Below are 22464 nucleotides of genomic sequence, written 5' to 3'. Positions count from 1 at the left end.
TGCTGGCATAGCCTGGACGAGCTGGGCATGCTATTTCTTTGCTCGAGTGGCGCGTACGGCGAGTTTGGGAGGCGAAAGTGCCCGGGGGAACGCTGGTCCGGCGGAGTGTCGTTTGCGCCTGGGACGCCGCCGCATGGTGTCTAGCAGTCGCGCTCATTGTCGGTACCCGATACGAGTTCTATCTCAGCGCCGAGCAGTGGAGCACGGTCTTCCTCTATGCCGCACTGGCGTGCGTTTCGCAACTCATCGTGGGCACGCTGCTGAAGTTATACCGCGGGAAGTACCGTTTGGGAAGCTTTGAAGAGAGCCTCGGGCTCCTTCTCTCCACGGTTGTAGTCGCATTGCTCCTCGTGGTTGCGTTTGTGGCGCTGCGGGGACTCGACGAGTTTCCCCGGGGCATTGCGTTCCTCGCTCCACCGTTCGCGCTGGTGACTATGGCGGCAGGACGGTGGGCATACCGTGCCTGGCAGGGGTCGAAGCGACTGCCTATAGAAGGAGCGGAGAATGTCCTTGTCTACGGCGCCGGCGACGCTGGCTATCAATTGCTCAGACTAGTCGATATCGACAGCAGCTCACCGTTTCGCGTTGTCGGCCTCGTTGATGACGATCCACGCAAGAGGCATCTAAGCCTACTCGGCAGGCCTGTCCTGGGTGGTCGTACCGATCTTGTGCGTGCCGCGCGCGAGCGAGACGTGTCGACAGTAATACTTGCGATCTCTGGTGCAGGTAAGAGTCTGATTACCGAGGTCGCGGATATCGTCGAGGGCGCCGGCATGAAGTTTCTCTTACTCCCGCCGCTGAAGCAAATGCTCGGCGGACGCGTGAAGCTCAGCGATGTTAAAGAATTCGAAATCACCGATATACTTGGGCGGCGTCAGGTCGAAACCGACGTAGCCTCCATTGCTGAGTACTTGACAGATCGACGCGTTCTAGTCACTGGCGCCGGCGGTTCAATCGGCTCCGAGCTCGCTTCGCAGGTTCATCGTTTCGGCCCGTCGCGACTGATCCTCCTCGACCGCGATGAGTCAGCTCTCCATAGTGTCCAGCTTGCGATTTACGGCAAGGCGCTTCTTGATACGCCGGACGTGGTTCTTGCCAGCATTCGAGATGCGCGGTCGTTGCGGGAGGCGTTTGAGAGGCATCGGCCCCAAGTGGTGTTCCATGCTGCGGCGTTAAAGCACTTGCCGATGCTTGAGCAATACCCCGCCGAGGGCTGGAAGACGAACGTCTGGGGCACGAATAACCTGCTGGAACTAGCCGCGGAATTCGGCGTCGAGAAGTTCGTGAACATCTCGACAGATAAGGCTGCGAACCCGACGAGCATCTTGGGGCGGACGAAGCAACTAGCGGAACGGCTCACGTCATGGTATGGGGCGAACGCGGCTGGGACATACCTATCGGTCCGATTTGGAAACGTTCTCGGCTCGCGTGGGTCAATGCTCCATACGTTTCAGCAGCAGATTGCGCGCGGTGGCCCGATTACGGTGACCCACCCCGAGGTGTCTCGGTACTTTATGACGATACCAGAGGCTTGCGAGTTGGTGATCCAAGCCGGCGCGATAGGCAGCGATGGCGAGGTGCTGGTATTGGATATGGGCGAGCCGATTAGGATTCTAGACGTCGCCCACCGGCTCATTGTAAACTCGGGCAAGGACATCGACGTGGTTTTCACAGGGCTCCGGCCAAACGAGAAGCTTCATGAGGACTTATTGGGCACCGGGGAGGCGGGAGTGCAAAAGCGTCACCCGCTCATCACACACGTGTCCGTTCTACCTCTTAGCCCGAGCGTTCTCGAAAGTTATGATCCACAGACGGCTAGCCCACTGATCGAGCAGACTGACGGTTGCCCGCCGGCGCGCGAGGCGGGGGATAGCATTGACTAAGCGAATCTTCCTTTCGCCGCCCGATGTCGGCGAGGCAGAGGAGGCCGCAGTCGTGCGAGCTCTGAAGTCTGGTTGGATAGCGCCCCTAGGGCCCGAGGTGGACGCGTTCGAGTTCGAAGTAGCCGCCCGGACGGCTCGCAAGCACGCTGTGGCTCTCTCATCTGGTACGGCTGCGCTGCACCTTGCGCTATTAGCACTAGATGTCGGCCCCGGCGATGTTGTGGTGACGGCATCCATGACGTTCGCGGCTACAGCTAACGCGATCGTCTACACGGGAGCAGAACCGATTTTCGTTGACTCTGACGAGTCGGGCAATATCGATGTGAACTTGCTGGCGGATGCCTTAAGTGGTTTGCAGCGTCGCGGCGAGCGAATCTCCGCGATAGTCGCGGTCGACCTGCTCGGAAAGGTCGCAGACTACGACGGAATCACGGCCGTTGCAGCGGAGTGGGGTGTGCCCGTCGTTTCGGACGCCGCAGAATCGTTAGGGGCGTATCTCGGAGGCCGCCCGGCGGGCACCTTTGGCGATATTGCTATATTATCTTTCAATGGGAACAAGGTGATGACCACCTCGGGAGGCGGAATGCTGCTCACGGACAGTGAGCGCATCGCGAACCGTGTCCGGTATCTCTCGACGCAAGCACGGCAGCCTGTGATCCACTATGAGCACGAGGAGATCGGGTACAATTACAGACTGTCGAACATACTCGCAGCGATGGGCCGAGCGCAATTAGCGCGACTTGACGGCATGATCGAACGGAGGCGACAAATCCGCCTCGGTTATGAAGCGTTTTTTTCTGACGTTGCAGGGGTTGAGTTATTCGGGACCCCGGACGGTAGAGAAGGAGACAGCGCGACGCGTGACAACTTCTGGCTCACATCCGTATTGGTAGACTATGAGCGTACGGGGTGGAGCTCAGAGGATCTGATCCAGTGGCTAGCAAAGGTGGATATCGAGGCTCGCCCCCTCTGGAAACCCATGCATTTGCAGCCGGTGTTCGCGCGAGCCCATGCCTACATAAGCGGTACCGCGGAGCGTTTATTTCGGACGGGTGTTTCATTGCCGAGTGGCTCAGGGATGACCGATGAAGATCTCGCGCGCGTAACGCGTGCCATTGAAGCATTCGACAGACAGTGGAGATGATAACTGTGGAGGGCCAGACAGGGCGGGCGCGGCGAGCCGACTTGCTGCACGGCATCGTCTCAAGTGCGTGGAACTGCTAGGAGGCGGTGGTGGGGCTGAATATCGGCGTGCTCACTAGTGTTGGGCAGACAGTAGACGCATTTTTCCCACCGTTGATAGGTACTTGGCGATCCCAGGGCCACGATGTGCGGGTCGCAGCTGGATCGCCCGCACAGCTTGTCGAAACTACTGTCATAACCGGCCTGACGCGAAAGGCTGGCCCCAGGCTGGCTCGCGCGCCTAAGGCGCTTCGCGCGTGGGTATCAGACAACAAGATAGATGTCGTCCTCACCAGTACCGCGACTGCATCCGCCATCGCCCGTACTAGCCGGCTCGGCGTACCCGTGGTCTACTTTTGTCATGGCCTGCATTGGGATAGGCCAAGTCTAACCAACCTACACTTTCGGCTCATCGAGAAGGTGTTGCTTCGTCGGACTGACGGCATAGTTACCCTAAACAGTGCTGACACGGATTGGTTCGCGGCGAACGGACGAGGCATACCAACGATTAGATTGCCTTTCGGTGTCGGGCTCGAAGCGGAGGCGTATCCGAGGTCGAAGGCTCCGATCGAGGGGGGCAGGGCTCGATTGGTTTGGATCGGAGAGTTCAGTGCGCGCAAAGCGCCGATGGAGGCCGTCGAGCTCGCATCGGCGCTGCGCGATCTCGGAGTTGATTTTTCGCTGACGATGGTGGGCGAAGGGGCCGAGCGGGACCGGGTTGTTCGTTCTTTGCAGGACCGATCGCTCGGCGATCGCGTTTCGGCTCCCGGGCGGCAGTCGGCGTCGAAGGTGCTCGCTGAAGCGAGTGCGATCGTTCACACTGCTCACTGGGAGGGCCTACCGCGGGTACTACTCGAGGCGGTGAGCGTGGGGCGGCCTATTTATGCCTTCGACGCGAAGGGAGTGCGAGACATCCCCGGGGCGGTATTGGTGGACCGACGAGACGCTCGCGAGCTTGCTCATTTAATTGCGCGCGACATCGGTCGGCCAGGGAGTTTGAGCGATCGTGTGGCCGCCTATCCTGAACCTCATGCTCTCTCGTCCGATGTGTCTGCTGGACTGCTAGCCGAGTTTCTTCTTCGGCACTTCGAGCGGCCATTGCAGCCTCGATAGCGTCAGGGTCTGGAAGCGTTCGCTACGTCGCCGTCAGCTACCGCTCCCGTAGGGCATGCGGAAGCCGTACAAGGGAGACGTTTGGTTCCCGATGTGGCGCAGCTTCGATCCGTCGCGGCTCACGGCAGAGACGCCGGCTGACCAGACGTCCCTCGAATCGCACCGCTAGAGCGCGCTCCCCACACGAGTCGGCAGGCGCTAGCGCGACCGCGCTGCCCTCGGGTCGGAGCGTCGAGAGCTTTAGAGCTACAGTCTGGGTATGGAGGCGCTCAAGCGTATGGTGGACGTGATAACCGCGACTTGTGGCTTAGTCGCAACTTCTCCCGTCATAGCTGCACTGGCGGTTGCCATATGGGCAGAGGACGGAGGGCCCGTGTTCTTCAAGCAGGAGCGGATCGGCCGCTCGGGGCGTCCGTTCCAGATCATCAAGTTGCGCACGATGACTGACGGAGCGCAGGCTGTGCGGCGTGGCATCGCTCCCGATGACGTCCGAATCACTCGGGTGGGGAGGTTTTTGCGCGCGACCAGTCTGGATGAGCTGCCGCAACTTGTGAATGTACTACGGGGCGAGATGACCCTCGTTGGGCCCCGCCCGACTCTGCGCTATCAAGTAGAACAATACTCCGCACGCGAGCTGAGGCGCTTGGAAGTATTGCCGGGACTTACAGGATGGGCCCAGATCAACGGCCGGAACCAATTGAGTTGGCCAGAGCGCATAGAGTTGGACATTTGGTATATAGACAACCACTCATGGCGTTTGGATCTCCGGATTCTCGCTCGCACAGTCGTAAAAGTCCTCAGGCGCGAGGGGACATACGCCGCCGGCGGTGGTGTGCCTACTTACGAGGTGGAAGATCGATGACTACGCCGATCGTGATCATCGGTGCCGGGGGATTTGGCCGTCACGCCCACGACGTCGTTGACGCCATGAACGCCAGTTCGCCGACTTACGAGATGTTAGGTTTCCTGGACGATGGACGCCCGGACGAGCGTCTCTTACACGAACGAAACGCGGATCTTATCGGCTCTGTGTCGCTCCTTGAGGAGCTTCCCGTCGACGTTAACTATGTGATTGCTATCGGCTCCGGCGATGTGCGGAGGAGGATCGATAGATGGGCCACATCGTTGGGGAGAAAGGCCGCCACACTCAGGCACCCGTCCTCCACGCTAGGTCGCCACGTAGCGCTCGGGGAAGGAAGCGTAATCTGTTCGCATGTAAGCATCGGCACGAATGTGAAGATCGGTCGCCACGCGCATATCAACTTCAACTGTACAGTCGGCCACGATGCAATCTTATCGGACTACGTCACGGCGTATCCTGGCGCCAACATAGCAGGGAATGTATTCCTCGGTGAGTCCACCACGGTGGGAAGCGGCGCTGTCATCATTCAGGGGCTAAGTGTCGGGGCGGACTCCACCATAGGCGCCTCTGCTTGCGTTGTGCGTGATCTGCCGTCGCGGGTCACCGCCGTTGGCGTGCCGGCGAAGGCGGAGACAGGGCGAACCGATAGCCACGGCTGGGGGGCTACATAGCAGCCTAGTTGGCCTAAGAGTTATGCTCACGTTCTCGTGACTCACCGGTTCAACAAACATGCCCTGAGGTAGAGGGAAGGGGGGACACCGCGTGTTTATGAAGATGATCGCGCCTCATAACAGACCGTTATACTGGAGACCTTTGATGCTTGGCCGTGAATTCGGCGACGAAGGTCACGGTGCCAAAATCTCGTGATTTGTACGTGTGCTCCGATGGCGCGACGGGGGCGCCAGAAGTGCTGGAAGGGACGGGAATCGTGAGGAAGACGCTGGCGATCGTAGGATTTTGCTACGGGAGTCGATATCAGCAGTTCCTGCCGTTTTATGCGTATTCGGCTCTCCGGGCCTACCCGGAGCATACCGTCCTGTTGTATGTCGACCGGCCACTTGCATCCGAAGTGGAGACTTCTCTAACTAGACTCAAGCAGTATGGTGATGTACGAGTAACGGCGCCCTACGATTTTGGTCTAAAAGGGCGGACGCCCGCTAGCAGCGCGGCATTCCGGAGCTTGCGCTGGCTCTTCTTCGACCCTGAGTTTGAACAGTTCGACGCCGTGTATTCCGGAGACATAGACATCTTCTTTGCTCGCGAACAGGACGGTATCCTGGCACCCCACGCCGCGCACGCGAAGATGTTGGGATTGCCTTACAGCAATTATCTCCGACTGACCGCCGACGAGCCCGCAAGACCCCTACGCCAGACTCTCGCAGCCGCACGAGATGGGCGATGGCGCTCTGCACTGGGATACTCGCGCAGACTCCCTGTCGTGCGGAACCGTTTGTCGGGCCTGCATTTCGTGATGACGGCGGAGTACTTCCCCCGAGTGGTCGATCGATTCGACAGCTTTGTCGACCAGCTGTCAGACGGTCGATCCATGCTCGCATCCATGACTGATGAAGAGGTGCTTTATCAACTCATGCGGTCGGCGGGGGTAGGCCTTCCTCCCGTCAGCCCTAACTCACCGGAGATGGATGGTCGTAATTTCGGGTCAGTGGCGTACCGCCCCCACCATGGGATCCACCTTGGTGTCTTTCGCGACGAGAGTACGATACTTCGATCGAGGCAAGTTCTTCAGAGTTATGTCTATAGGGACTATTTCGATCAGTATAGGGCGTGCAATAGTTCGGACGTACTGTTCCGGAATTTGCGCAAAGACGCGGGGCCGTACGTGAGGCGCTTATTCTCGCGTATGGATCGGTACTTGGCGGAACACGATGATAATGCATGATGAGTCGCGGGCAGCGGAGAAGCCGGATCACATAAACTCTGAGGGGCGCGTCCCCGTTATTCTCCTCGCGATTTTTCTCGGCCTGTTGTATATGACAGGACCGAGCGCGGTGCCCGCGAGTGCCGCCAATATAGCGGCATTCGCACTGATCGGATTGTCACTCCACCGACTCGCCCGCAATACCAGGCGGCGGATTGACCCGCGTGCTCTTGCACATCTTGCGATCATACCGATTTTGGTGTTCGGCGCTCTATATGCGCGTGACCAGGATTACTCGCTCTCCATTGTCCGCACCGCGACGGCCGTCGCCATTCTCGTGTTCGCCTTGGTAATCATATTAGACACCCCGCGTCTGCTGGAACTTGCAGTTGCGTCACTTGTCGCAGCGGGGATAGCGATGGTGTTCTATCTCGTTGCGAGCGCCGGCTTCGCGCCCATCATCGCGGGACTCACGACGGCTTCCAGGCTCGGATATGAAATCAGCCAACCAAACACCGTAGGCCACTATGCGGCGGTGGGGGCAGTTGCGGCACTCCACTTTGCTGCGCAAGGTGGACGCTTGCGATCAACCGTCTCTGGACTGTCATTCACTACCCTCGCTCTCGTAGTCGTCGCCAGCCAATCCCGTCGGGCCCTACTCGTTTTAGTGCTAGGCGGCGCAATCATCCTAGGGTATAGGGCAACGCGCGAGGGACGGCTGCTGCGATGGCTTACCGTCGGGTCTGCGGCGATGATCGGTCTCTGGGGTCTTGGCCTACGGGCGATCGAGGATGGCGCGGGAACCAGACTCGAATCTCTTCTGAGTTTCGTTCCAGGGGGCGAGAGAGCCTTGTCATCGTCAGATTTGGTCCGCGGCGAACTCATCGCTCGCGGTTGGGATCTTTTCTTCGATCGCCCGCTGATGGGGCATGGTACGGGCGAGTTCAGGTTCCTCACGGGGATCAGCGGAAGAGACGAAATAGCGTCGCATAACAATTTCGTCGAACTGGCTACAAACAACGGCGTACTCGGTCTCTTAGCTTTCTACCTTCCCGTGCTCTGGCTGCTAATCGGCCTCTGGCGACAGGTGAGGTGGCAGCACGGCCGGTTAGCTTTGACACTGTTCGCCTTACTATTCACGAATGTCGTTGTAACGGGCATGTCGGCTGTCACCTACACCGATAGACTTTCGATGGTAATATACGCCGTTTGCGCTGCATTTTTATTGTCCGCGCGTTCGCGTGCTGGCGGCGCCGACGTCCCGCGACGGCAGCCGACGGGTGTAGCGGTTCCGACACATGGATAACGATGGAAGACGTAATATGATACGAGTTCTGATTGCTTGCGGGCGCATGTCAATCGGCGGTGTGCAGAAGAGTCTCGTGAACGCGCTCAACGAAGTCGACTTCGCCAAATTTGACGTGACGCTCGTAGTAGACGAGTTGGAAGGCGAGCTGCTCCCAGACGTTCCGAACGCGGTGCGAATTGTGAGATTGCAAGAAGAGTACCGACGTATCCATGACTTTGGACTGCGACGGTCGGCGACTCTTAGCGCATTGAGGAAGCACCCGCTTATTGTGACCCGAGCTTTGATCGCCCGATTGCGAGGCCAAGGGTTCAGTCGAAAGAAGGTTTTGACGCAGTTGTGGCTCGCGCGACGTCGCGAGCGACCGGTTGATAGTAGCCTACCGGTCTTCGATGTTGCCGTCGCGTATGCCGGTGGCATGGGTATCTGGAACCACTACATACTTGATGCCGTGCACGCGCATCGTAAGATTTGCTGGATTCATGGCGACTACCGAAGGATCTGGTCCGGGCACCCGTACGACCAGCTTATCCTCCCGGACTTCGATGCGGTCGTGGCTGTGTCTCCGAGTTGTCGCGATATTCTTTTGGACACGACTGCAGTACCGCCGGAGCGCGTATTGGTTCGAGAGAACGAAGTACCAGTCAGCGAAATCGTGAGTCGCGCGGGCGAAGCGCCATATCCCGCTTCAGACAACGGTTTGTTCAAGTTCGTCAGCATGGGTCGCTTGGATGTCGGCAAGGGATACGACCTTGCGCTACAGGCGGCTGCGGCACTGCGCGATCGGGGCGCGCACTTCCGGTGGTACATCCTAGGCGAGGGACCGGATCGATCTAGACTGGAGCGATTCATAGCGAAGTACGGACTTTCGGAAGTTGTGCGTTTGCTCGGGGCTGTCCCTAACCCCTACCCATATTTGGGGCATTGTGACGCGTTTCTGCATCCATCGCGCGGCGAGGGAAAGTCGCTATCAGTGGAAGAGGCTAAGAGCTTCTGCCTGCCTATCGTCATAACGGCTTACCCGACGGTGGGTGACCAGGTGGCTGATCTTACGACAGGCCTCGTGGTGCCTATAAGCTCAGAGGGGCTCGCTGAAGGTATGGAGCGGATCATGAAGGACGAGGTACTGAGGGGACGCTTCCGAGAAAACCTTAGAGATCATGCAGCCAGTGGGAGGACCGCGCCGGCGTTTACAGATGTCATCTGTGGCGAAGCCTAATGTCACGTACGCGGAAATCCGGGAAGAATTTCCTATTCGGCACAGCCTTTCAGGCAGTCACCATTGGCGCCAACTTAGCCATTCGTGTGGCTTTCCTCCGCATTCTTGGCACCGAATATTTAGGGCTGTCTGAATTCTTCCTCAGCACAGTGGCGCTGCTGTCGCTCACGGAAATGGGCGCGGGCGTCGCGTTCGGTTATTTCTTGTACGCGCCACTTGCTGTGCGAGATGAAGTTCGGATTGCGAAGCTGCTCAACTTCTATCGATCGGTGTATCGCATGATCGCGATCGGTACTCTCGTGCTAGGCGCGGCGCTGGCGCCGGTGATGTTCGCCGTTGTCAATACGGAGATCGGTGCAGCGGAGTTCTTTCTTGCGTACGCTGTGTTTGTGGTCGACGCTTGCATCACCTACCTATTCGCGCATAAGCGGACGCTGATCGCAGCTGACCAGAACCAGTGGGTCGTCAGCGCGTACGCTACGGGCGCCACGCTCGCACGACTAGCTTTTCAGTTCGCTGTACTCTATGCGTTTCCGCAGTTCGTACTTTACGTCCTAGTTCAGCTGCTCACCAATCTCTTGCAGAATGCGGCGATCTCGAACCGCGCGAATCGTGCGTATCCGTTCATCGTCGAACGCAGGTCCGTCCGTCTGGACAAGCAAGAGGTGGCAGAGCTTCGCAAGTATATGTGGGCGATGGTCATGCACCGCGTCGGAGCGACAGCGGCGAGAAGTACGGACAATCTTGTGCTCGGTATTGCAGTTGGTGTGTCGCAGGTGGCCTATCTAGCCAACTATCGACTCGTGATTGCCGCGGTCGAACGGCCTGTTCTGCAATTGTACTCCGCGATGGCCGCGAGTATCGGGAATCTGGGAGCAACGGCAACAAGGGAGCGTAGCTATTCAGCGTTCCGCGCGGTGTTCGTCATGAACGCGTGGGTCGGTATTGTGTGCTCGGTCGGGCTTGCAACGCTCCTCAATGAGTTCATCGATCTGTGGCTGGGATCTGAATACGTTTTGAGTCAGGGCCTCGTGCTGATTCTGGCGGTGAACTTCTTATTCCAGATAATGCGTCAGTCGACTAATACGTTTAAGACGTCGTGGGGGTTGTTCTGGAACGATCGCTTTCGGCCCCTGGCTGAGGCAGTGGTAAACGTTGGAGCGTCCCTATTGCTGGTGGGGCCGCTCGGCATAGGAGGTGTTCTTATCGGCACGTCCGTCGGATTTGTACTGGTCAATATGTGGACGGAGCCGTATGTGCTCTATCGGTATGGCTTTGGGCGCCAGTTGCGAGAGTACTTCGTTGGCTTCGCCAGTGTGGTCGCGGGGGCCGCCGTCCTATATGTGATCGTGACGCTACTGATGAGCCTACTTCCTAATGATGGCGGCTTTTGGAGATTGCTCGTTGCGGCTTCCATATGCTTGGCGACGACGAACGGGGCCTTGCTCCTTGCTCTCGGGCGTACGCGCGAGTTTGCGACGCTATACGGCTGGGCGAGCAGCCTGTGGCGGCGGTGAGGGATATAGTGTCCGTCGCGCGATAGCCGAATAATAGTCATGACCCTCGGCCGGTCGAGGAAACTCGCGGCGACCCCATATTCCGACTAGTTTTCGGTCGGCGTAACGCTACAAAATATGTGTGGTTGCTACCCTTTGCCGAACGGGGTCGGCGAAGCCCTGTCCACCGCTACTGCGGAAGCTGGTCGTTAAATCCCGTGATATCAGAGCTGGCACTGCAGTCCGGCAACGAGGCGAGCGAAGCGCGGCCGCGTGCACCTGAGTTTGGTCACCGCGTCGCGTTTCGGGAGAGCGCGGCTCGCTGACCTGGGGTGATGAGTGCTTGAGTGACGGTTCTAAGGCACTAATTGGTGCTCTACCGTGGGGTTCGTGGCGTGGATTTGGCGGGTGCGGACGGCCTCGGGAGCGACGGCCGTGCAGATCGCTGAGTCCGTGAACGGTCGGCGGCGGATCGTTGCGCATGTCGGTTCTGCGCATACCGAGGCCGAGCTCGGGCTGCTCGTCGAGCGGGCGCGTGAGCTTCTGGACGATCCAGGGCAGGACGAACTCGACCTGGGCGTGGAGTCCCTGGCACCCAGGACGACGCTGATCGGCCAGCCCGGAGCGCCGGCGCTCTTCGACGAGCCGAGCTCCGCGGCGGGTGAGCGGGGTCCGGTCGCACCGCCGCAGGTGGTGGGGACCTCCTCTCGGGTGCTCTACGACGCCCTGGCCGCGGTGTTCACCGAGTTGGGGTTCGACGCCCTGGGCGACGCGGTGTTCCGGGACCTGGTGATCGCCCGGATCGTGGAGCCGACCTCGATCCTGGACACCGCCCGGGTGCGGAGCGATCTGGGCGCCCGGCCGGTGAGTGAGAAGACGATGCGCCGCACCCTTGCCCGGGCCGCAGCCGGCCAGGGTCTGGGCGCCTACCGGGACCAGGTCGCCGCGTTGTGCTTTGACCACGCCGCGTCCAGCGGTGATGTCCCGCTGTGCTTGTATGACGTCACGACGTTGTACTTCGAGGCGGAGAAGGAGGACGACCTGCGCAAGGTCGGCTACTCCAAGGAACGCCGCGTCGATCCCCAGATCGTCGTCGGTCTGCTCGTCGACCGCCACGGGTTCCCCCTGGAGATCGGCTGCTACGAGGGCAACAAGGCCGAGACGTCCACGATCATCCCGATCGTCAAGCAGTTCCAGGAGCGGCACGACATCGAGGACATGGTCATCGTCGCTGACGCCGGCATGCTGTCGGCGAGCAATCTGACGGCGTTGGAGGAGGCGAACCTGCGGTTCATCGTCGGCTCGCGGGTGACGAAGGCGCCGCTGGACCTGGCCTCGCACTTTCGCTGGCACGGGGACGCGTTCATCGGCGGGCAGGTCATCGACACCATCACCCCCCGCACCGGGCGCCACCGCAGTGAGAACAACGAAGCGCTGCGTGCCGAGCCAGTCTGGGACCGTCAGCAGCATCCGGGGTCGTGGCGGGCGGTGTGGGCCTACTCGACCAAACGGGCAGTGCGGGACACCAAGACGTTGACGTTGCAGGAGAACCGGGCCCAGGCGGTCATCGCCGGCGAGAAGGCCGCCCGCACCCCACGGTTCGTCAAGACCACCGGCGACGCACGCCGCCTGGACGAGGCCGCCCTGGCCAGGGCGCGGCGTTTGGTCGGGCTGAAGGGCTACGTCACCAACATCCCCGCGCAGCTGATGTCGGCCGACGAGGTCATCGGGTCTTACCACGAGCTCTGGCACGTGGAGCAGTCGTTCCGGATGTCCAAGACCGACCTGGCTGCCAGGCCGATGTTCGTTCGGACCCGGGAAGCGATCGAGGCCCACCTGACCATCGTCTTCACCGCGCTGGCCGTCTCCCGCGAGGTCCAGCGACGCTCCGGACTCGCGATCCGCAACGTCATCCGCCAGCTCCGCCCGCTGCGCTCAGCGACCATCACGGCCAACGGCGCCATCCAGACCATCCCGCCGCAGATCGACACCGACCGACGAGCCATCATCGACGCCCTCATGACTGAGAAATCTTAGGCACTAAGCGAATGACCAAACTCAGGTTAAATCCCGTGATATCAGAGCTGGCACTGCAGTCCGGCAACGAGGCGAGCGAAGCGCGGCCGCGTGCACTATCGTTCTTCAGATGTGCGCGGTGGCAGTGATTGAAAATGGGATCACTGACTGCGTTCAAGAGCCCGCTAGACGGTGCATCTATCTTGACGTCGGTCGTGGCCGCTCGGCAGTGCTGGGAAGTGAGCTACTTCATCTCGGAGCAGTTTTCCGAGCCTCGCGGCGGCGCCGCATACTGGGACGGCTCAGTCGAGAGCGCGTCGGTGGATCGACGGTTCTAACAGCCGACGACACGGCAGCGTGTGTCGTGGAGCGCTTGGAGTCCCTTGTGATGTGCGGTGTGCGTCGCCCACGCGTGGTGGTATTGTCAAGTGTTGGCGCTTTAGTTTCGCGCTGCGAGACATGCATGAACGCGGGGGGATGCTCGGCTGCCTGCGCTTATGTGTGATTGGTCCAGGCGTTCGATCTTGTAGGAGAATAGGATGCGCGTTCTTATCACGGGCGGTGCGGGGTTCATCGGCTCCAACTTGGCCCGGACCTTGATCGACGATCAGGCGTTCACTGCTGTTGCGGTGCTCGACGATTTTTCGACTGGGTCGCGAAGCAATGTGGCGGGTCTCGATGTGGAGTTAGTTGAGGGTTCGATCCTCGACCCGGATGTTCTTGACGCCGTGTGCTCTCGCGCGGACGCCATCGTCCACCTGGCGGCGATTCCCAGCGTTCCGCGGTCCATCGCGTACCCCCGAGCCTCGCACGACGCTAACGCAACAGGGACGCTTAATGTGCTTGAGGCCGCTCGAGCGGCTGAGGTTTCCCAAGTGATCGTCGCATCGTCGAGTTCGGTGTACGGTGCCAATCCTGTTTTGCCGAAAGGGCCGTTCGACTGGACACGCCCATTGAGTCCTTACGCGGTGTCGAAGTTGGCTACGGAAAGTTACGCCATTGCTTACCACCATTCCTATGGCCTCCAGACGTTGGCGTTCAGGTTCTTCAACGTATACGGACCGAATCAAGCGGCCGGCCATGCTTATGCGGCGGTGATCCCGAAGTTCCTCGAAGCCGTTTTTGAGGGCCGGCCAATTACCGTCCACGGCGATGGGCTCCAGTCCCGTGACTTCACCTACGTCGGCACCGTCACGCAGGTAATCGCCGCAGCGCTCGCTCGTGGGGTCATGTCCGACAAGCCGGTCAACCTTGCGTACGGGACGAACACTACCATTCTAGACATGGTAGGCGTTCTAGAAGACATTCTGCAGCGCGAGTTGCCGCGAGTGCATCTCGAGGAGCGTTTGGGCGATGTTCGTGCATCGCAAGCTGACCCGGCACATCTGCTGAAACTGTTTCCGACGGTTGGGCCGGTTTCATTGAGAGAGGGGCTCGAGCAGACAGTCGAATGGTTTGCCGACGGCAAGAGTATGGCTGTCTGAGCGGCCGATTCTAGGGAACAGAGGCTGGTAGCGGTATATTGAAGAGTCCACTGGCATTGTGTAGTGCTCGGCGAAGGGGGCGAGGAGTTGTTCTCTTCGCTGGGAGCTTCTACCCGCAAGAGGGTGGCGCTGAACGGCAGCTCAGGCAGGTATTGAGCAAGTTGCGCGACCGGGGTATACCCGTGTCTGTGATCACGCAGCAGTTACCTTCAACGCCGGCTCGATCTGTCCTTGAGGACGGCACACGCATATGCCGATTGGGAGCACCTGGCGGACTCGGTCGCCACTCGCGGCTGAACCAGCTGGTGTTCGTCGCGAGAGCGATCCTGTTGGCAGCCCGTATCAACCCTGAGATAGTTATTAGTCTGCAATTGGGCTCTGCTAGCACGGCTGCATCTGTGGTCGCTCGACTCGGTGGGCGACCTCACTATTTGCGGTTAACCGGTGACGGCACGACTCTGTTCCGCAGTGAGTCGGTGGCTCGGCGTAACAGCATTGTTGGTCGCGCGATTGTGGCAGCTGTGGCGATGAGTAGGCCGATTGTCGTGGCTCCTGCTCGTCATTTGCTCAGAGACTTTGAGGAGAGTTTCCCCCGCTACGGTCTACGCCTCGAGATGGTGCCAAACGGCGTCGCGTGCGTGAGTGCCGTCGAGAGCCGCGACCAGGAGGTGATCTGGTACGCGCGCCGCGGGGAGGTTAAGAGCATAGACGCATTCCTTTCAATCGCTGAGGCGCTTTCAGATGTGAAGTTTACGGTCATTGGAGAGGTTTCGTCGCCTTCTGTGAGGCTTCCGGACAACGTCTCCTATCTCGGCTGGTTGGCGGAGCCTGAGCGTGCAATTGCAAGACATCGCGTCCTATTGAACACTTCGCCGGTTGAGGGGATGCCGAACACGGCGTTGCAGGCACTGGCGGCGGGCCTCCGAGTCGTCGCGTTCGATAATGCGGGTATACGGGAGTTGGCGACAAATTACCCCGGCTACGTTCACTTCGTGCGCGGAGGAGATGTCAGCGGAATGTCTGCCTTACTGAAGACGGTGTTAGGACTCCCGGTGGGAGATGCGCAGGATGTCCCGACCGTTGAAGATGTGGTGGAAGCATGGCAATCCTTGCTGGGAGGACGCGGAGACTGATATCGGAGTGGGCAACGCTTGGAGGCGGGCGACCCACTACGGGTAGGCAGGTGTGCCCTACATGCGCGTGGGCGGGGGCTACATTAAAGATAAGGAAAAAGGGCGTGCGTGATAATCGACCCCGGGTGCTCCATGTAATTACGAGCCTCGATGAAGGGGGCGCGCAGGGAATGCTTTACCGCCTTTGTGCCGCGGACCGAGGGCGAGTTCACCATTCTGTCGTGTCGCTGATGTCCCCAGGCATCTACGGACCCCGACTCGAAGCGCTCGGCGTGCATGTTCACGCGCTCGGTCTTAAACGCAAGCGCGTCAGCGTGCTAGCCATACTGCGGTTGGCGCGTATAGTGCGCGGATCTCGCCCGTCAGCGGTGCAGACTTGGCTATACCATGCAGATTTGCTCGGGGGGGCGGTCGCGCGCCTGTGTCGTGTGCCCCGCGTAGCGTGGAACGTCCGGCACGCGAACCTGAGACCTGGGGAAACAAAGCGCAGCACTATTCTGATAGCGCGCTTGTGTGCGATGCTCTCTCAGTTGATCCCAGACGTCATCGTCTGTTGTGCCGAGGAGGCCTTTCGCGTGCATCGAGAGCTTGGGTACGACGCGCAGCGAATGGTTGTTATCGGGAACGGGTTCGAATTTGCGCCCACCACGGTGGACCAGTCTCTAGCGATGTCGGTTAGAAAACGGTGGGGCGTGACCGATTCCTCGGACGCCGTTATAGGTACCGTTGCTCGTTGGGATATCCTGAAGGATCACCACAATTTGTTCGGTGCGCTGGCCTTGCTCAAGGGGGCAGGCGTGACGCCGATATGCGTTCTCGCTGGAAGCGGGATGACACATGACAACGCTGATCTTATGTCGACGGCCGGCGACTATGGTGTAGTTTCGCAGTTGCGGCTACTCGGTCATGTGTCGGACGTGGGCACGATGATGCAGTCGCTGGATGTGCATGTCTTGTCTTCAATGTCCGAGGCGTTCCCGAACGTGCTGGTGGAAGCGATGGCAGTGGGAACGCCGTGTATAGCGACCGATGTCGGCGAGTCTCGCAAGATTATCGGTGATACGGGGTGGATCGTTACGCCGCGAGACCCGAATGCGCTCGCGGCGGCCATAGCGCAGGCCCTCGCTGCCAAGGGCGCGGATCCGGAAGCATGGAACGCTCAACAGGCTCGATCGCGCGGGCGTGTTGAGAGGCTGTTCCATATGGATAGGGTGGTGTCTCGATATCACAGAGAGGTGTGGCAGGTTGGGGCGGTGTGATCTCGAGGTAGTTTGAACGGCCTGGATCTTCAGGAGGGTGTCAGTTGCGCGACCTCCTGGGGTGGGCTCACGGTCGTGGCCTGCCGGTGGACGTGTGTCTCGTTCAGGGTTTAGTGGAGGCTCGGAACTGATGCTTCGGCCTTCGCCGGAGCGTTGTTCTGACGGTAGTGGTTTGCTGGCTCTTCGGACATCCGGTGGGGAGCGGACTCGCGGCTGTAACTGAGGGTGGGTAGAGGTCGAGGTCCCCGATGATCAGTAGCGACCAAGCAACTGTTCATTCCGAGGACCTCGACGTTGACCAACGCTACGGGGTGCAGCGATGCGCCCACCACTGATCCTTGCGCGCGCTGCGACACACTCCTGGGCATCGCCGACCTTCATGTGGAGGGCGTGGAGCGCACCGCCGTCCTGTTGACCGTCACGGTCTCCACGCCGTGGCAGCTGATGGGCTGCCCGACCTGCGGGGTGGTGGCGCCCAGCCGCGGGCGACGGCGTCGGGAGCTGCATGACGTGCCGGGCGTCGTGGCGGTGCGGGTCATCTGGCGGCAACGCACCTGGCGCTGCCCCGACCCCGACTGCTCGAGGGGCACGTTCGTCGAGCAGGTTCCCGGTCTCGTCGCCCCACGCGGGTCGCTGACCACCAGGGCCGTGAGGTGGGCGGTCGGTCAGCTGCGCCGCGAGCACGCCACCGTGCAGGGGCTGGCCCGGCAGCTTGGGGTGGACTGGAAGACGCTGTGGCGCGCGATCAAGCCCCGCCTGATGGAGCTGGCCGCCGATGAGTCCCGCTTCGCCGGGGTCGTTAGTCTCGGGGTCGATGAGCGCATCTGGCACCACGTCGACCCCAGGCGCCGCGGAGCCAAGGAGCTCACGGGCATGGTCGACCTGACCCGCGACGCCGAGGGCAAGGTCCGCGCCCGGCTCCTCGATCTCGTGCCCGGGAGGTCGACGAAGGCCTACGCCGACTGGCTCACCGACCGTGGTGCTGAGTTTCGTGCAGGGGTGCAGGTCGCGGCGCTGGACCCCTTCGCCGGCTACAAGACTGCGATCGATGACGAGCTCGCCGATGCGACCGCCGTGCTGGACGCCTTCCACGTCGTCAAGCTCGCCACCCAAGCCGTCGACGAGGTCCGCCGCCGCGTCCAGCAAGAGACCCTGGGCCACCGCGGCCGCAAGGGCGACCCGCTCTACGGAATCCAACGCCTGTTGCGGGCCGGGGCGGAGAACCTCACCGACCGCCAGCTCCAGCGCCTGGCCACCGCGATCGAGGCCGACGAAGCCCACCAGGCCGTCTACCTCGCCTGGCGCTGCGCCCAGGACTTGCGCGCCGCCTACCGCTGCGCGGACCTGGCCGCCGGCCGAGCCATGGCCGAGCGGGTCGTGAACATCTTCCACACCTGCCCCGTCCCCGAGATCGCCCGGCTGGGACGGACCCTACGCCGCTGGAAACAGGCGTTCTTGGCCTACTTCACCACCGACAGGTCCAACAACGGCGGCACCGAGGCCATCAACGGCATCATCGAGCTCCACCGCCGCCTCGCCCGCGGCTACCGCAACCTCACCAACCACCGACTCCGCATGCTCCTCGTCGCCGGAGGACTCAAGACCTGATCCCCACCGGATGTCCGAAGAGCCCCAAATCGACCCCGACCGACGAGCGATCATCGACGCCCTCACGACCGGGACTTCTCAGGCACTAAGCGATTGACCAAACTCAGGTCAGAGGTCGTGGTCCCCGGGCGGTCCCCGGCATCGACCTCCCCTTGGGCCACCCAGTTTGCGCAGCGTCTCGGGATTGGTCCACAGCTGTTCGCCGACCCGCGCCAACGCCCTCTGACGCGTGGCCGGGTCACGCCGTAGGCCGACGGCCATCCGGATCGCACGCTCCCGAAGCTCCTCGGGTACTTCCTCCGTGCTGCCATGACTCTCTCGTCCACTGGATTGAGCCTCCATCAGACCCAGCACAAGACGGGACATCCGTACAGCAGGAGCAAGCGGTCATGTCGGAGTTGGTGATCAGACTCCGATGGCTCTACTACGGCTGAGGTGGCGGGGGACCGAGCGTCCACCCGGGGGAGCCAGGCCACGATGTGCTAGCCGCGAGGGGCAAGGTGCACCTCGGGCTCACCCCTCGCTCACCCCTTCAGCTGGAAGCGGTCATCCCAGAGAGCCCACTGGAGCCCTACCAAAGTTGGAGTCGACGACTGTCTCCTAGTTCTTGCGTAGCAGCGACGCTCCGCAAGTGGGTCGGCGAAGCAACGGCCCTTGACGAAGAAAGAGACCGATCACCCCAATGTGTGCCCCCTCCACGGCCGGTGCTCGTGCGCGCTCCAGCGCCAGCGGCCGGCTCTTCCAAGCGGATGGACACGGCGAATGTCTGTCCGCGGTCGTCCCGACGACTGTCTCCTGAGAGGAACGACGATGCCCAAACACTCTCGTAGCGCTCGACCCCCGCGGAGGCTCAGGCCCCGCAGCGCAGTCGCGGCTTCCCTTGCGGTCGCGATGCTGTCCACGATGTCGGCCGGCGCGACGTCCGCCATCGCGCTCGACATCGCAGATGTCCCCGCTGACCCTGCCGAGTGGGCCACCAGCCCCTATTCACCCCTCGAGCCGAGCGCGATCGCCGCTCCGGACAACAGCGTCCAGCTCGACTTCACCGGTGAAGAGGGCGGCCTCAATGCCGCCGGGGATGTCGGGACCGGCTTCACGATGGTCCAGCCGTCGAGCGCGGACGCGACGTACTACCTGCCGCAGAACCTCTCGGTCGCTGACAGCAAGCTCACCATCCTCGCGACGCCCGGGATCGCGCACGCCAAGGCCGGCGGCGCGACCGGTGACGTCAACAAGCAGGACAACACGCTGGGTGTCGGCCTGGACACCGACGACGGCAAGTCGGTCCGCCTGACGACCACCCTGCAAAGCCCCAACGGGGCCTGGAACTCGGCCCAGGGCGGTCTGTGGTTCGGCCCCAACGACGACAACTACGTCAAGCTCGCCGTCATCGGCAACAGCACGTCGGCGAGCAACACCTCGTCCCGTCAGGTGCAGCTCTCGCGTGAGACCGTCGGCGCCGTGCCGAACGCGACGACCGACCAGCGCTCGGTGACGACGACGCAGACCGCCCTCAGCGGCGGCCCGGTGACGCTCACCCTCGATGTCAACAGCGAGGCTGGGACGATCACCGGTACCTACCGGGTAGGTGACGGCGCCCTCCAGCAGGTCGGGACCCTCCCGCTGCCCGCGAGCTTCACCGACGGTGACCTGCTCGCCCGCGACGTCCCCGACGTGACGAGCTTCGGCGGCATCTTCGCCACGAAGCGCAACATGCCGGTCGCGACGCCGATGAGCTTCTCCTTCGACAGCTTCTCCGCCGCCGAGCTCGACACCACGCCGCCGGAGGCACCGGCGGACGTCGAGGCTTCGGCTGACACCAGCGGCGTCACGCTGTCGTGGACGCCCTCGGACGCGTCCTCCGACGTCCTCGGCTACCGCGTGTTCCGCGGTGAGACGACGCCCGTCGCGACGACCGGCCCCGGCCTGGGTGGCAACGCGCTGCTGACGTCACCAGAGTTCGAGGACGACTCCACCTTCATCGGCCAGACGTACCACTACGCCGTGGTTGCGGTCGATGAGGCGGGGAACCTCTCCGCGCCCGCCGGCGACGAGGTGACGATCCCGCAGGTCGACGGAGAGCTCGTCGAGAAGGTCAACTTCCAGACGGGCGACATCGGCCCCCCCTCCGGCTACACCGCCGACACAGGACTGCCCTACTCCTCGGAGCGCGGCTACGGCTGGGTCGCCGAGGACGACGGCGCACCGCTCGACAACACGGCGAACATGCGTCTGCGCACGGGTGCGGGGATCACCTCGGACCTGCGGCTCGCGACGATCGCGCACATGGACATTCCGAACAACACCATCGAGGAGGGTGTCTGGCAGTACGACCTTCCCGACGGCAGTTACACCGTGGTGACCGCTGTCGGTGACGGCGCCAACTACGACAGCACCCACGTGGTGCGTGCCGAGGGCACGACGATTCTCGACAACTTCGTCGGAACCGCCTCCCGCCAGTTCGACGAGGCCGTGGGCACCGTCGAGGTTACGGACGGCATCCTCACGATCGACCAGGTGGGCGGCAACAACACCAAGCTCGCCTACGTGGAGATCTACGCCAACGCCGATGAGGTCGCCGCTCCGGCTGCTCCGTCTGACGTCTCCGCAACGCCCGGTGCGTCCGGCGTGACCGTCGAGTGGACCGGGAGCGAGGGAGCCCACAGCTACAACGTCCTCCGCGCCCCCGACGCCGACGCACTCGCCGACGCTTCCCCGATCAACGTCGAGCCGGTCACCGGCACGGAGTACCTCGACGAGACGGCCGAGGCGGGGGCGACCTACGTCTACGCCGTCGTTGCCGTGAACGCCGGCGGCACGTCGCCGCTGTCCGAGGCCACCTCCGTCGACGTTCCCGCTGCTCCCACCGCGCCCGCCGCACCGGCGGACCTCGCGGGTGACGTCACCGACTCCGGTGTCAGCCTGTCCTGGACCGAGTCCGACGGCGCCACCGGCTACGTCGTGTACCGCTCCGACGACGAGGAGACCCTCACCGACGGTGAGCCCCTCGCCGAGGTGACCGACCCGACGTACCTCGACGAGGACGTTGCTGCTGGCACGACCTACGTCTACGGCGTCGTCGCCGTGAACGAGGTCGGCGAGTCCGACATCGCGACCGTCACGGTCACGGTCCCCGAGCAGGCTCCCGAGGCGCCCGGCGCCCCGGGTGGCGTCGCTGCGACTGTTCGCTCCGACGGCGCCGTCGCGCTCCGTTGGGACGCGGCCACGGGCGCCGAGGGCTACAACGTGTACCGCGGCATCGGCGCTCCTGCCACGATGGAGGACGCTCCGATCAACGGCTCTACGCCGATCGCCGAGCTCGCGCTCGTCGACCAGGACGTCCAGCCGGGTACCACCTACCACTACCTCGTCGTCGCCGTGGGTGACGGCGGGGAGACCCCCGCTGCCAGCCAGGCCGTCGCCACGACGCCTCCTGCGACGCCCGCGTGCCCGGAGGGCCAGTGGGCTGCGGAGTACTTCGATGGGCGTGAGCTCGAGGGTGATGTGGTCTCGCGTGAGTGCCTGAGCGCGCTCGACAAGAACTGGAGCAGGTCTGGCCCCGCGGGTCTGGGGGGTGACAACTATTCGGCGCGGTTCACGAAGACGATCAACGACGGTGCCGGGACTTATGAGTTCCAGGCCCAGGCCGATGACGGCGTGCGTGTCTACGTTGATGGCGAGCTCGTTGTTGACAAGTGGCGTGCCAGTTCTTGGTCGGTTCTGCAGACCGGTCAGGCTGAGCTCGATGGGGGATCCCACGAGGTCGTCGTCGAGTACTACGAGGCCACCGGCGCAGCCCGCGTCACCGTGGACTACTTCCCTGTTGAGCCGGGCGCTCCGCAGGAGTGTGCGATCGGTGAGTGGGCGGCGGAGTACTTCGATGGCCAGGACCTGGACGGTGATGTGGTCTCGCGTGAGTGCCTGAGCGCGCTCGACAAGAACTGGAGCAGGTCTGGCCCCGCGGGTCTGGGGGGTGACAACTATTCGGCGCGGTTCACGAAGACGATCAACGACGGTGCCGGGA

At 62.0% G+C, this 22464-nt stretch carries 14 protein-coding genes and 1 pseudogene; all 15 read left to right on the top strand.

The genetic code is table 11. The features are described from left to right. The first annotated feature begins 38 nt into the window (after window positions 1-38). Window positions 39-1883: a polysaccharide biosynthesis protein gene (locus M3148_RS10075; protein ID WP_251304569.1), complete on the top strand. Its 1845-nt coding sequence runs from the start codon at window positions 39-41 to the stop codon at window positions 1881-1883. Next, window positions 1876-3027: a DegT/DnrJ/EryC1/StrS family aminotransferase gene (locus tag M3148_RS10070; protein ID WP_251304568.1), complete on the top strand. Its 1152-nt coding sequence runs from the start codon at window positions 1876-1878 to the stop codon at window positions 3025-3027. The genes M3148_RS10075 and M3148_RS10070 overlap by 8 nt, the downstream gene beginning before the upstream one ends. An 86-nt stretch (window positions 3028-3113) precedes the next feature. Beyond that, the gene (locus M3148_RS18420) at window positions 3114-4178 is read left to right on the top strand and encodes a glycosyltransferase (protein WP_368859548.1); all 1065 of its coding nucleotides are present in this window, start codon (window positions 3114-3116) and stop codon (window positions 4176-4178) included. Window positions 4179-4437: 259 nt separating this feature from the next. Further along, window positions 4438-5040 carry a sugar transferase gene (locus M3148_RS18415; RefSeq protein ID WP_368859547.1) on the top strand — a complete coding sequence of 201 codons (603 nt, stop codon included), beginning with the start codon at window positions 4438-4440 and terminating at the stop codon, window positions 5038-5040. Next, entirely contained in the window at window positions 5037-5711 is a 675-nt protein-coding gene (locus M3148_RS10065; protein ID WP_251304567.1) for an acetyltransferase, read from the top strand. The genes M3148_RS18415 and M3148_RS10065 overlap by 4 nt, the downstream gene beginning before the upstream one ends. 1215 nt (window positions 5712-6926) lie before the next feature. After that, window positions 6927-8225: an O-antigen ligase family protein gene (locus M3148_RS10060; RefSeq protein WP_251304566.1), complete on the top strand. Its 1299-nt coding sequence runs from the start codon at window positions 6927-6929 to the stop codon at window positions 8223-8225. A 76-nt stretch (window positions 8226-8301) separates the two neighbouring features. Next, window positions 8302-9444 carry a glycosyltransferase gene (locus M3148_RS10055; protein ID WP_251304565.1) on the top strand — a complete coding sequence of 381 codons (1143 nt, stop codon included), beginning with the start codon at window positions 8302-8304 and terminating at the stop codon, window positions 9442-9444. Then, window positions 9444-10961, top strand: a complete 1518-nt coding sequence (locus M3148_RS10050) for a lipopolysaccharide biosynthesis protein (protein ID WP_251304564.1) — start codon at window positions 9444-9446, stop codon at window positions 10959-10961. Before M3148_RS10055 ends, M3148_RS10050 begins: the two co-directional genes overlap by 1 nt. A 369-nt stretch (window positions 10962-11330) precedes the next feature. Further along, window positions 11331-12977 carry an IS1634 family transposase gene (locus tag M3148_RS10045; RefSeq protein ID WP_251304563.1) on the top strand — a complete coding sequence of 549 codons (1647 nt, stop codon included), beginning with the start codon at window positions 11331-11333 and terminating at the stop codon, window positions 12975-12977. Window positions 12978-13495: 518 nt separating this feature from the next. Continuing rightward, window positions 13496-14440 carry an NAD-dependent epimerase/dehydratase family protein gene (locus tag M3148_RS10040; RefSeq protein WP_251304562.1) on the top strand — a complete coding sequence of 315 codons (945 nt, stop codon included), beginning with the start codon at window positions 13496-13498 and terminating at the stop codon, window positions 14438-14440. A 38-nt stretch (window positions 14441-14478) separates the two neighbouring features. Continuing rightward, window positions 14479-15060: pseudogene (locus M3148_RS18410) on the top strand (glycosyltransferase family 4 protein); the annotation flags it as partial. 18 nt (window positions 15061-15078) lie between these two features. Continuing rightward, the gene (locus M3148_RS10035; RefSeq protein ID WP_251304561.1) at window positions 15079-15573 is read left to right on the top strand and encodes a glycosyltransferase family 4 protein; all 495 of its coding nucleotides are present in this window, start codon (window positions 15079-15081) and stop codon (window positions 15571-15573) included. Next, window positions 15540-16832 carry a glycosyltransferase gene (locus M3148_RS10030; RefSeq protein ID WP_285884115.1) on the top strand — a complete coding sequence of 431 codons (1293 nt, stop codon included), beginning with the start codon at window positions 15540-15542 and terminating at the stop codon, window positions 16830-16832. Before M3148_RS10035 ends, M3148_RS10030 begins: the two co-directional genes overlap by 34 nt. A 294-nt stretch (window positions 16833-17126) precedes the next feature. After that, the gene (locus M3148_RS10025) at window positions 17127-18440 is read left to right on the top strand and encodes an ISL3 family transposase (RefSeq protein WP_251304560.1); all 1314 of its coding nucleotides are present in this window, start codon (window positions 17127-17129) and stop codon (window positions 18438-18440) included. Between the two features lie 891 nt (window positions 18441-19331). Beyond that, window positions 19332-22464, top strand: a 3133-nt coding sequence (locus tag M3148_RS10020) for a PA14 domain-containing protein (protein ID WP_251304559.1), incomplete at its 3' end; no start/stop codon positions are given.

Origin of the sequence: Georgenia satyanarayanai (genome assembly GCF_023715365.1) — a bacterium.
Taxonomy (GTDB): domain Bacteria; phylum Actinomycetota; class Actinomycetes; order Actinomycetales; family Actinomycetaceae; genus Oceanitalea; species Oceanitalea satyanarayanai_B.
This window is presented reverse-complemented; position numbering and strand designations above follow the sequence as displayed.

Bases quoted from the DNA above. Each gene is read 5' to 3' on its own strand.
- M3148_RS18415 (WP_368859547.1), top strand. From the start codon at position 4,438: ATGGAGGCGCTCAAGCGTATGGTGGACGTGATAACCGCGACTTGTGGC.
- M3148_RS10065 (WP_251304567.1), top strand. From the start codon at position 5,037: ATGACTACGCCGATCGTGATCATCGGTGCCGGGGGATTTGGCCGTCAC.
- M3148_RS10060 (WP_251304566.1), top strand. From the start codon at position 6,927: ATGATAATGCATGATGAGTCGCGGGCAGCGGAGAAGCCGGATCACATA.
- M3148_RS10050 (WP_251304564.1), top strand. From the start codon at position 9,444: ATGTCACGTACGCGGAAATCCGGGAAGAATTTCCTATTCGGCACAGCC.
- M3148_RS10040 (WP_251304562.1), top strand. From the start codon at position 13,496: ATGCGCGTTCTTATCACGGGCGGTGCGGGGTTCATCGGCTCCAACTTG.
- M3148_RS10030 (WP_285884115.1), top strand. From the start codon at position 15,540: ATGGCAATCCTTGCTGGGAGGACGCGGAGACTGATATCGGAGTGGGCA.